Source organism: Streptomyces sp. SID13031, assembly GCF_010548305.1.
Taxonomy (GTDB): domain Bacteria; phylum Actinomycetota; class Actinomycetes; order Propionibacteriales; family Kribbellaceae; genus Kribbella.
The window spans coordinates 23,090-37,000 of record NZ_JAAGLV010000020.1 but is presented as its reverse complement, the minus strand read 5'-3'; the positions used below and the strand labels follow the sequence as shown (position 1 = coordinate 37,000).

The window sequence follows — 13,911 nt, the reverse complement described above, 5'->3', positions numbered from 1 at the left end:
CCCGCTCGAAGCTGCTGCCTGCGGCGCAGCCACGTCGTGATCCGTCATCTGTGCACCTCCTGAGTGATCCGGCCGTCGCGCATCTGGATCTGGCGGGGGAGTGACGCTGCGATATCGCGGTCGTGGGTGATGATGACGACCGTCGTGCCGCTCGCGTTCAGGTCGCGCAGAAGTTGCATCACCCCAGCTCCGGAGGCCGAGTCGAGAGCACCGGTCGGCTCGTCGGCCAGCAGCAGCGCCGGCTCGCCGGCCACGGCCCGAGCGACGGCGACCCGCTGGCGTTCACCGCCCGACAACTCGTGCGGCTCGTGATCCAGCCGGTGGCCCAGCCCGACCCGCTCGAGCGCGGCCGCGGCACGTTTGCGCCGCTCGGCCCGGCGCAGCCCGGAGTACAGGAGCCCGTCCGCGACGTTGTCGACCGCCCGTACGCCGGACGCCAGGTGGAACTGCTGGAAGACGAAACCGATCAGCCCGGCCCGCAATGCCGACAACCCGGCGTCGGAAAGTCGCGCCACGTCGTACCGGTCGATCCGGACCTGCCCCGACGTCGGCCGGTCGAGGGTGCCGAGCACGTTCAGCATGGTCGACTTGCCGGAGCCCGACGGGCCGACGATCGCGACCAGTTCACCCGCCGCGATCCGCAGCGACACTCCGGCCAGCGCGGCGACCCCTCCGGCGTACACCTTCGTCACCTCGGTCAGCTCGATCACTTCGGCACCCCCACGATGAGCCCTTCGACGATCCCGGCGCCGCTGACCTCGACCCGGCCGGCGGCGAACAGACCGGTCTTCACCGGCAGGTACCGCGTCGTCGTGCCGCCGGCCACCTCGACTCCGAAGCCGCCTTCCTGCAAAGCCAGCAATGCCGCCACCGGAACGGTCAGCACCCCCTTGCGCTCGGCCGCCGTGAACGTCACGTCGACGGAGGCCAGCGCGTACTTCGCCACCGCCTTCTGGTTGCTCAAGGCAATGATTGCCTCGACCTTCGTCTCCGGATCCTGGTCCGGCGAGGCGGCCGGGACGATGATCGTCGACACCTCGGAAACCTTGCCCGCGACCGTCGTGTCGTCCGGCAGCGTCACCGACACGGGTGCGCCCTTCTTCGCCAGCCGTTGATCCGTCGCCTCCAGTTCGACCGTCACAGCCTTCGTCGTACCGGTGTAGCTGAGCAGCTTCTGCCCAGGTGCGACCGGATCGGAGGCAGCGGCCTGCAGGCTGTCTACACGTACCGCCCCCGGTGCGAATACGACCTGACCCAGCTCGACCACACCGGTCTCGTCCAGCGCGCGATCCTCCTGCCACTCCTCGACAGCCTCGGCAGTGGCCGACGTATACGAGTCGTCGACGGTGAAACCCTTGTACCCCAGGGCTTTGAGGTTCTGCTCCAGTTGTAGGACGTCCGGCCCCTCACTGTCTTCCGCAAGCCGCCGGTACGCCGGCAGCGCGCCGTACAGCAAGGTGGTCGGCTCGTTGTTCACCTGGTAGAGCGTCTGGCCCCGGCTGACCTGCTGCCCGCTATCGGGGATCCAGGTGAGCGTCCCGGCGCTCCTGTTGGTTGCGGTCGTCGAGGTGCCGTAGGCGAGCTCGCCGTCAGCCGTCTCGGTGTCCTTGAGCGTCTGCTTCGTGACCTTGGCGGTGCTGGTCAGGGCGGCCGGCGTTTCGTCCGCAGCCTGGCTGCTGTCACTTCGGGTCAGTAGTGCGGCCGTAAGGCCGCCGCCCGCGGCCAGCACCGCGACCGCTGTCAGCAGAGTTCGTCGCGCCATTACTTGCTCGCCAAGATGCTTTGGCAGGCTGCTTGCGCCTTCGGGAAGTCCGGGTCCTCCCCGGCCGCCTTGTCGATCATGATGCCGCGCTGACCGGGCTTCGGGTCCGGGAACTTCTCCACCCCGTTCTCCCGCATGCACGCGGCGAACTTCCGGCCGTTCTCCTCCTGCTGGGGGTCGGCGCCCGCCTCACCTTGCGGGTTGAACTCCTTGCAGGCCTCCATCGCCTTGTCCATGTCCTCCCGGGTGACTCCGCTGCTCGGGTCGAGCTTGATCATCGGGCCCTTGCCTGGCTCGGGATCGGGTACGTTGATGCCGTTCTCCCGCAGGCACTGGGCGAACTTCACGCCCTTCTCGTCCTGGCTGAGCCCGCCGGCTCCACCGCCCGTGCTGGTGCTCGCGGTCGGCTGGGCGCCGCCGCCTGAGGCGACCTGGTCGTCCTGTCCGTCGTCGCCGGAGCCGCAGCCGGTGAGGGTGATGGCCAGCGCGAGGGTCGCCAGCGCGCCGAGGGTGTGCTTTCGCATCACGGTCTTCTCCTTGAGATCGGGGTGGTGGGGTCAAGGGAAGTCGTGCGGCCGTTTCCCCGCTGTTTCCTGCCGCGGTAACGCGAGGGAAACGCGGCGTCGGGGATCATGGACAGCCACGACCGGAAGGTGGCTGTGATGCGGGTGTTGGTGGCCGAGGACGAACCGTTGCTGGCGGCAGCGATCGCGGAGTGGTTGCGCGAGGAGCCGCACGCCGTCGACGTGGCGGCCGATGGTGCGGCCGCGCTCGAGCGGCTCGCGGTCAACCAGTACGACGTACTGGTACTGGATCGCGATCTCCCTCTCGTCCACGGGGACGAGGTGTGCCGGCAGTTGGTGGCGTCCGAGTCGGCCACCCGGGTGCTGATGCTGACCGCCGCAGCCTCCGTCACCGACCGGGTGGACGGGCTCGGTCTCGGCGCCGACGACTACCTGACTAAGCCGTTCGCCTTCCCCGAGCTGGCGGCGCGGGTGCTGGCCCTCGGCCGGCGCAGCCGCCCGGCCGACCCACCGGTACTACGGCGCGCGGGGCTGACCCTGGATCCGTCCCGGCACGAGGTCTTCCGCGATGGGCGCTATGTGCCGTTGGCGAAGAAGGAGTTCGCCGTCCTGGCCGAGCTGTTGCGGGCCGACGGTGCGACGGTGTCGGCGGAACAACTGCTGGAGAAGGCGTGGGACGAACACGTCGACCCGTTCACCGGCGCGGTCCGCCTGACCATCCTCAAACTCCGCCGCAAGCTGGGCGACCCCACTGTGGTCGAAACGGTCACCGGAGTCGGGTACCGGATCCCATGAAACCAACCCTCCGAGCCCGCCTGACCCTCATCTACGCCGGCCTCTTCCTGCTCGCCGGTATCCTCCTGCTGGCGGTCACCTACGCCCTCTTCAGCAATCAGCTCTCGAGGGACCGCCGCGTGATCATCCAGGGCACCTACCTCTCCCCACCGGCGACCGGTACGCCGACGCCGATACCGGGCGGGGGACAGACGCCTCGCAAAGACCTGTACGTGATGAACAGTGATGGGGACGTGCTGACCGGGGTGGATGCCGAGCGGGTGATGCGGGAGCAGAATGCCCGCGTCAAGGCGGCTGCCACGAAGACGTTGCTGGCCCAGGGAAGTATCGCGCTGGTTCTGGTGGGTGGGCTGGCGACCGGGTTCGGCTGGCTGGTGGCCGGGCGGGTGCTGGCACCCCTGCACCGCGTCACCGACACAGCCAGACGGATCGCGGCGGCGCCTGCGGCCGGGCGCGGGTTGCACGAGCGGATCGCGTTGAAGGGTCCGGACGACGAGGTGAAGAGCCTGGCCGACGCGTTCGACACCATGGTCGAGCGGCTCGACCACTCGTTCGACGGGCAGCGGAGGTTCGTCGCCAACGCCTCGCACGAGCTCCGGACGCCGCTCACCCTCGGCCGCGCCCTGGTCGAGGTCGCCATGCATCGCAAGACTGCGTCGGAGGATCTGTTGCAGCTCGGCGGGACCCTGCTGGAGATCAACGCCCGGCACGAACAGCTCATCGGCGGACTCCTGCTGCTCGCCGACTCCGAGAAGCAGGTCACCGCGACCTACCCGGTGAATCTCGCCGATGTGATCACCCACGTCGCCGCCCAGCTCACACCGGAGGCAGACACCGCCGGCGTCACCTTGACCACCGACTCCGGCGACGCCCCGACGACCGGTGACGCGCTCCTGCTCGAACGTCTCGTCCACAACCTGGTGGAGAACGGCATCCGCCACAATCTCGCTGATCACGGCTGGGTCCGGGTGACGAGTCGCAGGACTGACGACGTCGCAGAGGTCGAGGTGGTCAACAGTGGGCCGAGCGTGCCGCCGTACGAGGTGGAGGCGTTGTTCAAACCCTTCCACCGGCTGGGCGCCGACCGGTTGGTCGGGGCGAAGGGCGCCGGTCTCGGATTGTCGATCGTGCAGTCGGTCGCGCAGGCGCACGGCGGGTCGGTGCGTGCCGTACCGCGCCCTGACGGCGGCCTGGCGATTACCGTGAGGCTGCCTGTCGATCCGGGCTGAGGCCGTTCGTACAGAGGTAAAGGAGGCAGCATGAAACAGTATTTGCTCAGCATCTACCAGCCCGACGGTCCGGCTCCCGGGCCCGAGATCCTCGACCCGGTCATGAAGAACCTCGCCACCTGGACCGACGAGCTCCGGGCGGCCGGGGCGTGGGTGTTCAGTGCCGGATTGCATCCGCCGGAGTCGGCGACGGTACTGCGCGCCGGCGGCGGCGAACTGCTGATGACCGATGGCCCGTTCACCGAGGGCAAGGAGCATCTCGGCGGCTTCACCATCGTGCAGGTCGGCGACCTCGACGAGGCGCTCGGCTGGGCCCGCAAACTCGCCGTCATCCTCGAGCCGCTCTCGGTCGAAGTCAGACCCTTTCAGAACTGACAGGGCCAGGGATGGCTGATCTGGTTTCAGCGGCTGAGGTTGCGGCGGTGTTCCGGGCTGAGCACGGGCGGGCGGTCGCTGTCCTGACCCGGGTCTTCGGTGATCTCGACATCGCCGAGGAGTCGGTCCAGGAGGCCTTCGCGACCGCCGTCGAGAAGTGGCCCGCGAGCGGTCTGCCGCCCAGCCCGGCCGGCTGGATCATCACGACCGCGCGCAACCGCGCGATCGACCGCCTGCGGCGCGAATCCTCCCGCGAGGACAAACACGCCCAGGCCGCGCTGCTGCATGCCCAGGACGAGCCGGCGGAGGAGGGCGTTGTGCGCGACGACCGGCTCCGGCTGATCTTCACCTGCTGCCACCCAGCGCTCGCCCTCAACGTCCGGGTCGCGCTCACCCTGCGCCTGCTCGGCGGCCTCACCACGACCGAGATCGCGCACGCGTTCCTGGTCCCCGAGGCGACGATGGCGCAGCGGATCGTCCGCGCGAAGGCGAAGATCCGGACCGCGGGCATCCCGTATCGGGTGCCCTACGAAGCCGATCTCCCCGAGCGCGTCCGCGGCGTACTGGCCGTCGTCTACCTGATCTTCAACGAGGGGTACGCCGCGTCGTCGGGCGACGAGCTGATCCGCGCCGAGCTGTGCGTGGAGGCCGTTCGCCTCGGCCGGTTGCTGGTCGAACTGATGCCCGACGAGCCCGAGGCAGTCGGCCTGCTCGCGCTGATGCTCCTGCAGGAATCCCGCCGCCCGGCGCGCGTCGCCGCTGACGGTTCGCTGATCTTGCTGGCCGATCAGGATCGCGACCTCTGGGATCGAGTCCTGGTCACCGAAGGCCAAGACCTGGTACGCCGATGCCTGCGCCGCGGCCGGCCCGGTCCGTACCAGTTGCAGGCGGCGATGAACGCGGTCCACAGCGATGCCCGCACTGCGGCGGACACCGACTGGTCGCAGATCGTCCAGCTCTACGACCACCTGCTGACGCTCGACCCGAGCCCCGTCGTCGCCCTCAACCGAGCCGTCGCCGTCGGCGAAGTGGATGGCCCGGCCGCCGCCCTCGCGCTCGTCGATGAACTGGAGCTCGGTGGCTACTACCTCTTCCATGCCATCCGCGCCGAGCTCCTCAAGCGTCTCGAGCGAAGGGAGGACGCGGCATCGGCGTACAGATCGGCGCTGGAGCTGACTGAGAATGCCGCCGAGCGCGCCTTCCTCGAACGCAGCCTCAAGGCCCTCTGAGATTCACCTGCCCGCCACCAGTGAGCCGTTGACCCTGGTGGCGCTCCTTGATGGTATTGGTCCGGACCAATCACCGATCCCTGGAGGAGCCCGTGAACCGCCCCCTCGCTCTCACAGCATTAGCCGCAGTCGCTCTGACCGGTGTTTTCGCCACTACGAGCAGTTCGGCCGTCGGTACTTCGGAAGCCGCGCGGACGCAGAAGGTGCTCGTGATCGGCATCGACGGCGCCCTGCTGAGCAAGATCCAAGCTTTCAACACCCCCGCGTTGAAGGGGCTGATCAGTTCCGGCTCCGCGAGCCGGACCACCTTGTATGCCTCGCCTTTCGCCCCCACGCTGTCGGGACCCGGCTGGGCCACCAACGCGACCGGCGTCTGGCCGGACAAGCACAAGGTGAAGAGCAACAGCTGGGGTACCGGGACCAATCTGACCCAGTACCCGGACTTCCTGACCCGGCTGGAACGCGCCCGTCCCGAGCTGTCGACGTACGCGATCGCCGACTGGACGCCGCTGACCACCAACAGTGCCGGCCAGGCGATCTTCACCGACGAGGTGCAGCGCAAGGTCACGTTCGACGGTGACGCGCTCGGCTACCCGGCCGCCGACGCGAAGATCGCCACCGACGCGGCGGCGTACCTGAAGGACACCGGGCCGGACGCGTCCTTCGTGTACTTCGGCGACGTCGACATCGCCGGCCACAGCTGCGGCGCGCTAGGTGCCTGCTACCGGACCGCGGTCGAGACCACCGATCGCCACGTCGCAAACCTGCTGTCGGCGATCAAGGCTCGTCCGACGTACGCGAACGAGGACTGGACCTACCTCGTCACCGCTGACCACGGTCACACCGACGGAGGCGGCCACGGCGGCAGTTCGGTGCCCGAGCGCTCGTCGTTCATCATCCGCAACGGCCCCGGTACTACGCCCGGAACGCCCGCGATCGCTCCCAGGAACGTGGACATCGCCGCGATCGTGCTGAGCCGTTTCGGCCTCACCGCGGATATCGACGGTCAGGTGGCGCCTTCCGCCGACCCGTTCGACTCGCTGGTGGGTTCGCTGCAGACGCGCGCGGACGAGACCGGCGTACCGGCTGATATGAAGGGCTGGACGCACACGACACCCGCGGGCTGGACGATCGACAACGCGGGCCTGGGCACCGGGGGAGTGCGTGAGTGGCAGGGCTGGTCGTTCACCACGGATGACTTCTGGACCCGCGCCGCGCCCAACCAGCAGCGCGAGAGCAACGTGCGGGCGCGCGGCGTCTTCGCCGTCGCCGACTCCGACGAGTGGTCCGACAAGACCCGCTCCGGCCTCTTCAACAGCAAGCTCGCCTCACCGCCCTACGACGTCACCGGCGCAACCACCGCGACCCTCACCTTCTCCTCCCACTACCTGAAAAGCGGCAACGAAACCGCCACCGTCCAGGCAACCTTCGACGGCGCAGCCCCCAAGCCCGTCCTCACCTACACCGCAGACACCATCGCCAAGCTCGAACGCCTGACCATCCCCGTCCCAGCCGGCGCCCACACAGTCAAGATCACCTGGTCCCTGACAAAGGGCGACAACGACTGGTACTGGTCCATCGACAACCCCCACCTCACCACGAACTAGCCCCGTCCCGACCGACAGGACATAGTGACCTCAGTCCCGGATCTCCACGCTCACGGCCGCTCTGTCGCGCCCGAGTATGGGCACTATGTCCTGTCGTTCGGCACACCACGGGTCGCTCGCCGGGGGTCGCGGCGCGCCTGAAATGAGAAGTCTGACGCCATCTGGCGTCGCCGTCGGCCGAAACCGACTAATGTCAGCGTGCAGGTCCGACTGACGGAGGAGGGGGCGTGGCTGTACCAGGGAAGGGTCTGATCGATGGCCTGAAAGTCACCGCTAAGACGCTGGGCCGCCGTGCCGTCACCGAGCAGTACCCGGACGTCCAGCCCGAGCTAGCGCCGCGTACGCGTGGCGTGATCGCGCTGATGGAGGAGAACTGCACCTCCTGCATGCTCTGTGCGCGGGAGTGCCCGAGCTGGTGTATCTACATCGACTCGCACACCGAGACCGCGCCGTCGGTCGGTGAGCAGGCGCGCGAGCGCAGCCGCAACGTCCTCGACCGGTTCGCGATCGACTTCAGCCTCTGCATGTACTGCGGGATCTGCATCGAGGCCTGCCCGTTCGACGCGCTGTTCTGGTCGCCGGAGTTCGAGTACGCCGAGACCGACCTGCGCAACCTCACGCACGAGAAGGACCGGCTGCGCGACTGGATGTGGACGGTGCCCGCGCCCCAGCCGATCGACCCGGGTCCCTCGGTGATCGAGCCGGTTGCGAGTGACCCGGCCGAGGTCGAGGCGGCGCCGGAGGCCGAGGCGTGACCACTGCGCTCTTCTCCATCGCGGGGGCGATGGCGCTGCTGGCAGCGGTCATGGTCGTCACGTCCCGGCGGATCGTGCATGCCGCACTCTGGCTGGTCGTCACGCTCGGCGCGGTGGCCGGCTGCTTCGGCGCCCTGCACGCCGAGTTCGTCGCCCTGGTCCAGATCCTCGTGTACGTCGGCGCCATCGTCGTCCTCGTCCTCTTCGCGCTGATGCTCACCAAGGCCCCGACCAACCCGCTGCCCGCGCTGACCACCCGCCGCAGCCCGTTCGCCGCCGCCGTCGCGCTGGTCCTCGCGCTGATCCTCGGCACCGGCGTGGTATTTGCCTTCGGCAACGAAAAGGTCAGACCGGTGCCAGCGGGGTCGGCCGAGGCCGTCGGCACCTCGGTCTTCCGTACCTGGGTGCTGCCCTTCGAGGTCCTCTCGGTCCTCCTCCTCGCCGCCCTGATCGGCGCGATCGTGCTGTCCCAGCGCCCCGGCAAGAAGGGTGACGACTGAGATGCCGCTCATCCTCCCGCTGCTGCTCGCCGTCGCGCTGTTCTGCATCGGCGTGTACGGCGTGCTGGCGCGCCGCAACGCCATCACGATGCTGATGTCCTTCGAGCTGATGCTGAACGCGGTCAACCTCAACCTGATCGCCTTCGACGCCTGGCACGTCGACGGCCTCGCCACCGGCCAGACCCTCGCCGTCTTCGTCATCACGCTGGCGGCGGCTGAGATCGGCCTCGGCCTGGCGATCGTGCTCCTCCTCTTCCGCGGCCACGGCCACGTCGACGCCGATGCGGCCCGCGACCTGCTGGAGCAAAACGAGGTGGAGCAGTGATCGCCACCGCCTGGCGCGTGGTCGGCGTCGGCTTCTCCCTGCTCGTCGTGCTGACCGCCGCCCTCCTGTACGGCGTCGACCCGCAGACGACCAACGCCGGTGGCGTGATGATCGGCGAGGACTTCTGGTTCTCCTACGAGTTCCGCACCGACGACCTGACCGTCCTGATGCTCGCCGTCGTCGGCGTCGTCTCGACCTGCGTGCAGGTCTACTCGATCGGCTACGTCCGCGAGCGTGTCTCGTCGTACACGGCCATCGTCACGCTCTTCACCGCGGCGATGGTCACCGTGGTCATCTCGGACAACCTCTTCGTGCTGCTGATCGGCTGGGAGGTGATGGGCGCCTGCTCGTACCTGCTGATCGGGCACTACTGGGAGCGCCGCGACGCCCGGGCCGGCGCGATGAAGGCGTTCCTGGTCACCCGGCTGGCCGATGTCGGCTTCCTGTTCGGCATCTTCGTGCTCGGCGTCGGCTACCACACCTTCCGGATCTCCGAGCTCGGCAGCGGCCCGATCGAGCCGCACACCCTGACCATCGGCACGATCCTGTTGCTGGTCGGTGTCGTCGGCAAGTCGGCGCAGGTCCCGCTGCAGACCTGGCTGCCGGACGCGATGCCCGGCCCGAGCCCGGTCAGCGCGCTGATCCACGCGGCGACGATGGTGGCCGCCGGCGTCTTCCTGATCGCCCGCCTGTACGACCTGTTCGTCGAGGCCGAGACCACGCTTACCGTCCTGGCCGTCGTCGCCTGCGTGACGATGCTGTTCGCCGCCCTCTGCGCGATGGCAGCCGTCGAAGTGAAACGTGTACTCGCCTGGTCGACCGTGAGCCAGCTGGCGATCATGTTCGCCGGCCTCTCGCTCGGCACCCACGACGGTCGGCACGCGGCGCTCTTCCACCTGGTCACTCATGCTGCGTTCAAGGGTCTGCTGTTCCTGGCAGCGGGTGTCCTCCTGCACCAGGTCGGCAGCGCCGCCTTCGTCGTACTCCGCCGCTACACGCGCAAGGGCGCACTCCGCAAGCGGATGCCTGTCACCTTCGTGACGATGACAATTGGGCTCGCCGCGCTGGCCGGAGTACCGGGGTTCGCCGGCTTCTTCTCCAAAGACTCCGTGGTCGAAGCGGCCTGGGACCACGCCCGCGACGGCTCGACGGTCGGCTGGGTCGTGCTCGTCTCGGTCTGCCTGACGGCCGCGCTGACCGCCTTCTACTGTGTCCGCCTGTGGCTGTGGGTCTTCTTCCGTACGCCGGCACTGGCCGGCGCACTGGGAGCGTTCGAGGACGACGACCCGATGTCCGATCTGGAGGAGCCCGACAGCTCCAAGCTGCGCGAGGGATCGTGGCTGATGCTCGCGCCGATGATCCTGCTGGCCCTGGGTGCCGCCGGGCTGGGCTACACCGACGGCGTGCACATCAGCTGGCCGATCGCGCTGGTGACGACGGTGCTCGCGCTGTTCGGCGCGCTCCCGGCCTACTCGCTGTGGCAACGGGGTGCTGACCCGCGACCGGTCTTCCTGGAACGCGAGTTCGGCGCGGATTCGGCGTACCAGCGGGTGTTCGTCGTACCGGTGCAATGGCTGGCCAAGTTGGCCGTCGGTGGCGACCGGGACGTGGTCGGTGCGTATGTCCGGGGGACCGGGCGGGCCGGCGTACTGGCGTCCGCCGGGTTCCGGAAGCTGCAGACCGGCAACGTGCAGACCTATCTGACCCTCGCGGTCGTCGGCGTGGTCGCGTTCGCGATCCTGGCGGGGGTGATCGGCTCATGAGCGAATGGCTCCTGATCGCCTTGCTTGCGGTGCCGGCGCTGACGGCCGCTATTTTGTGGGCACTACCGGCGACGACCGGCGAGCGGGTGGCGGCGATCGTCGGCTCGGTCGTGTCGGGCCTCGTCCTGGTCGGCTCGATAGTGCTCTGGTGGGAGCTGCGGAGACCGCATTGTCCTTGTGTGGACCGGCTCACTACCACGAGTGCGCCAGCTCCACGGACCTTGGCGGGCAAGCTGCTCCCGTACGCCGAGACCGACGTGTCCTGGATCCCATCGCTCGGCGTCCGTTTCCATCTCGCGATCGACACGATCTCGATGCCGCTGATCGCGCTGACGGCGCTGCTGGTCTTCCTCTGCTGCCTGTACTCGCTGAAGATCACCCCGCGGATCGGCCGGATGCGATCGCTGATCGCCCTCCTGCTGGTGATCGAGACCGGCGTGATCGGCACCTTCTCGGCCGCCGACCTGGTGCTGTTCTTCGTCTTCTTCGAGATCGTGCTGATCCCGATGTGGCTCGTGATCGACATCTGGGGTGACGACCACGACCCGGCCGGGCGGCGGCGCGCGGCGACCACCTTCGTGCTGATGACGGTGTTCGGATCGGCGCTGATGCTGCTCGGCTTCCTGCTGATCTATCGCCAGGCGGGAACCTTCGATCTGGTGTTCCTCGGCCAGAATCCGGTGCGCGGTGGCCATGGCATTCCGCTGGCTGCCGCTGTCCTGATCGCCGTCGGGTTCGCGGTGAAGATGCCGCTGTGGCCGTTGCACATCTGGTTGCCCGATGCGCACGCGAAGGCGCCGACGGTCGGCTCGGTGTTGCTGGCCGGAGTACTGCTGAAGCTCGGCAGCTACGGCATGATCCGGGTCCTGCTGCCCGTGCTGCCCGATGCGACGGCCACCATCGCGCCATACCTGGCCGGCTTCTCGACCGTCGCGATCATCGCCGGCTCGCTGGCCTGTCTCGCGCAGACCGACGTCAAGCGGCTGATCGCGTACTCCAGCGTCGGGCACATGGGTTTCATCGGGCTCGGTATCGCGACCATGTCACCGGAAGGCGTCACCGGCGCGCTGTACGCGAACCTTGCCCACGGCATCATCACCGGCCTGCTGTTCTTCCTGGCCGGCGCGATCAAGGACCGGCACGACACCAGCGACCTGCGCACGATCGGCCGGGCCCTGTACGCCCGGCTGCCGCGGATCGGCGGGCTGCTCACCTTCGCCTGCCTCGCCTCGCTCGGGCTGCCCGGGCTGGCCGGGTTCTGGGGCGAGATGCTGATCCTGCTCGGCGCCTACCACCCGGCCGACTCGTTGCCTCGGACAACATTCATCGTCCTGATGGTGATCGCCGGGCTGGGCGCGGTACTGACGGCCGCGTACTTCCTCAAGCTGATCCGCGAGCTCAACCAGGGTGACCCGGCCGAGTACCCGGCCGCGGCCTTCGCGGTCGACCTGAGCCGGATCGAGTTGATCACCTGGGCGCCGCTGGTGGTGCTCACCGTGCTGCTCGGGTTGTGGCCGTTCACGCTGATCAACCAATGGATGTTCCTATGACGATCACCTGGACCGACTGGCAGGCGACCGCCGTACCGCTGCTACTGGCGCTCGGCGCCGTCGCAGTGCTGTTGATCGACGGGTTCTGGAGCACCGGCACCAAGCAGGCCAAGCACACCGTGATCACGTTGATCACCGGTGGCGTGCTGCTGTTCGGGCTGGGTTTCGTGGCGGTCCAGCGGGACGCGTACAAGCCCGCCTTCTGCCGGTCAGCGGTCGAGGGGCCGACCCAGTGCAGCCTGGTGCTCGAGCCGCTGACGATCGGGCTCTGGGCGGTGCTGCTGATCGGTGGCCTCGGGGTGGCCGGGCTTTCGGCGTACCGGTTGTTGTCGGCGGACATCCCGGTGGGGGAGTACCACTTCCTGCTGCTCAGCGCCCTGGTCGGCGCGACCGTGCTGGCCGGCGCACGCGATCTCGCGACGGTGGTCATCGCGTTGGAGGTGGTCTCGCTGCCGAGCTTCGCGATGGTCGCGCTGCGGCGTGATCGGCGCGGCTCCGAGGCGGCGCTGAAGGCCTTCCTGGTGTCGGTGCTGTCGACGGCCGTGATGCTCTTCGGGATCTCCTACCTGTACGGCGTTACCGGCTCGCTCTACCTGCAGACGATCGCGAACCGGCTGCCGGGGCTGGACCCGGATCTGCGCCGGGTCGCCTTCGCCGCTGGGCTCTTCGTGATCGTGGGCTTCGGCTTCAAGATCGCGGCCGTGCCGTTCCACGGCTGGCTGCCGGACACGTACGCCGGTGCGCCGGTCGAGGTCACCGCCTTCCTCGCCGTCGTCTCGAAGACAGCGGGTGTGGGCGGGCTGCTCGTGCTGGTGACCTACGGGATCGCGCCCTCGGGGTCGGACCTGCGTCTGGTGGTGGCTTTGCTGGCTGCTTTGACCATGACCGTGGGCAACCTCGCTGCGCTGCGCCAGCGCGAGGCCGTGCGACTGCTCGCGTGGTCCTCGATCGGCCAGGCCGGGTTCCTGCTGGCCCCGCTCGCGGTCGGCGACGCACAGGCGGTCGTGGGCTACCTGGCGGCGTACGTGGTGGTCACTCTGGGCGCCTTCGGTGCGGTTGCGGTGGTCCAGCGCCACCGCCCCGGCGGGCTGTTCCTGTCGGACTACCGAGGCATGGTTCGCTCTGAGCCGGGTCTGGGCACGGCTCTCGTCTTCTTCTTGGTCGTCCTGGCCGGCCTGCCTCCGGGTCTGGCGGGCCTCTTCACCAAGTTTGCTGCCTTCCAGTCTGTGATCGACGCCCACTACGGCTGGCTCGCGGTCGTCATGGCGGTGAACGTGATGATCGGCCTCGCGGTCTACCTCCGCTGGATCGCCGAACTGGTCCGCCTCCCCGCCGACGATCCTTTCTCCGTCGACATCGAGACCCCGGCGGTCACAGTCATCTCGCTGTGCGCCGGAGCGGCGGTCGTCCTCTCCATCCTGCCGGGCACGTTGTTTGCCTTGGTCAACTAGCTGACCGGTTGAGGACAGCTCGCTCCAGGGCCCGCCCGGCCGCCAT

Annotated in this window: 14 protein-coding genes; 11 read left to right on the top strand and 3 right to left on the bottom strand. The window is 68.5% G+C overall.

What is annotated here, in order from left to right; genetic code table 11:
* Window positions 1-44 precede the first annotated feature (44 nt).
* From G3I17_RS31960 to G3I17_RS31950, 3 genes are read right to left on the bottom strand one after another with little or no spacing between them, the layout of a single operon-like run.
* Complete coding sequence (locus G3I17_RS31960; RefSeq protein WP_164601590.1) at window positions 45-710, bottom strand: ABC transporter ATP-binding protein; 666 nt, start codon at window positions 708-710, stop codon at window positions 45-47.
* Complete coding sequence (locus G3I17_RS31955) at window positions 707-1,762, bottom strand: peptidoglycan-binding protein (protein WP_164601587.1); 1,056 nt, start codon at window positions 1,760-1,762, stop codon at window positions 707-709. The genes G3I17_RS31960 and G3I17_RS31955 overlap by 4 nt, the downstream gene beginning before the upstream one ends.
* Window positions 1,762-2,286 carry a hypothetical protein gene (locus G3I17_RS31950; protein ID WP_164601585.1) on the bottom strand — a complete coding sequence of 175 codons (525 nt, stop codon included), beginning with the start codon at window positions 2,284-2,286 and terminating at the stop codon, window positions 1,762-1,764. The genes G3I17_RS31955 and G3I17_RS31950 overlap by 1 nt, the downstream gene beginning before the upstream one ends.
* A gap of 138 nt (window positions 2,287-2,424) precedes the next feature.
* On the opposite strand from G3I17_RS31950, the gene G3I17_RS31945 reads away from it, so the two are divergent.
* The 11 genes from G3I17_RS31945 to G3I17_RS31895 all read left to right on the top strand — a co-directional run bounded on the left by G3I17_RS31945 (window position 2,425) and on the right by G3I17_RS31895 (window position 13,865).
* Window positions 2,425-3,081 (top strand): response regulator transcription factor, encoded by a 657-nt coding sequence (locus G3I17_RS31945; RefSeq protein WP_164601583.1) that lies wholly within the window; start codon window positions 2,425-2,427, stop codon window positions 3,079-3,081.
* The gene (locus G3I17_RS31940) at window positions 3,078-4,310 is read left to right on the top strand and encodes a HAMP domain-containing sensor histidine kinase (RefSeq protein WP_164601581.1); all 1,233 of its coding nucleotides are present in this window, start codon (window positions 3,078-3,080) and stop codon (window positions 4,308-4,310) included. The genes G3I17_RS31945 and G3I17_RS31940 overlap by 4 nt, the downstream gene beginning before the upstream one ends.
* A 30-nt stretch (window positions 4,311-4,340) precedes the next feature.
* The gene (locus tag G3I17_RS31935) at window positions 4,341-4,685 is read left to right on the top strand and encodes a YciI family protein (protein ID WP_164601579.1); all 345 of its coding nucleotides are present in this window, start codon (window positions 4,341-4,343) and stop codon (window positions 4,683-4,685) included.
* Window positions 4,686-4,696: 11 nt separating this feature from the next.
* Window positions 4,697-5,914 (top strand): RNA polymerase sigma factor, encoded by a 1,218-nt coding sequence (locus G3I17_RS31930; RefSeq protein ID WP_164601577.1) that lies wholly within the window; start codon window positions 4,697-4,699, stop codon window positions 5,912-5,914.
* Between the two features lie 92 nt (window positions 5,915-6,006).
* A complete protein-coding gene (locus G3I17_RS31925; RefSeq protein ID WP_164601575.1) occupies window positions 6,007-7,521 on the top strand; it encodes an alkaline phosphatase family protein in 1,515 nt (504 codons plus the stop codon).
* Between the two features lie 227 nt (window positions 7,522-7,748).
* On the top strand, window positions 7,749-8,276 hold the full coding sequence (locus tag G3I17_RS31920) for an NADH-quinone oxidoreductase subunit I (RefSeq protein WP_164601573.1): 528 nt from the start codon (window positions 7,749-7,751) through the stop codon (window positions 8,274-8,276).
* Entirely contained in the window at window positions 8,273-8,776 is a 504-nt protein-coding gene (locus tag G3I17_RS31915; protein ID WP_164601571.1) for an NADH-quinone oxidoreductase subunit J, read from the top strand. Before G3I17_RS31920 ends, G3I17_RS31915 begins: the two co-directional genes overlap by 4 nt.
* Before the next feature lies 1 nt (window position 8,777).
* A complete protein-coding gene (gene nuoK, locus G3I17_RS31910) occupies window positions 8,778-9,101 on the top strand; it encodes an NADH-quinone oxidoreductase subunit NuoK (RefSeq protein ID WP_164601569.1) in 324 nt (107 codons plus the stop codon).
* Window positions 9,098-10,864, top strand: a complete 1,767-nt coding sequence (locus G3I17_RS31905; protein WP_164601567.1) for an NADH-quinone oxidoreductase subunit L — start codon at window positions 9,098-9,100, stop codon at window positions 10,862-10,864. Before nuoK ends, G3I17_RS31905 begins: the two co-directional genes overlap by 4 nt.
* Complete coding sequence (locus G3I17_RS31900; RefSeq protein WP_164601565.1) at window positions 10,861-12,414, top strand: NADH-quinone oxidoreductase subunit M; 1,554 nt, start codon at window positions 10,861-10,863, stop codon at window positions 12,412-12,414. The genes G3I17_RS31905 and G3I17_RS31900 overlap by 4 nt, the downstream gene beginning before the upstream one ends.
* A complete protein-coding gene (locus G3I17_RS31895; RefSeq protein ID WP_164601562.1) occupies window positions 12,411-13,865 on the top strand; it encodes an NADH-quinone oxidoreductase subunit N in 1,455 nt (484 codons plus the stop codon). Before G3I17_RS31900 ends, G3I17_RS31895 begins: the two co-directional genes overlap by 4 nt.
* Window positions 13,866-13,911 lie beyond the last annotated feature (46 nt).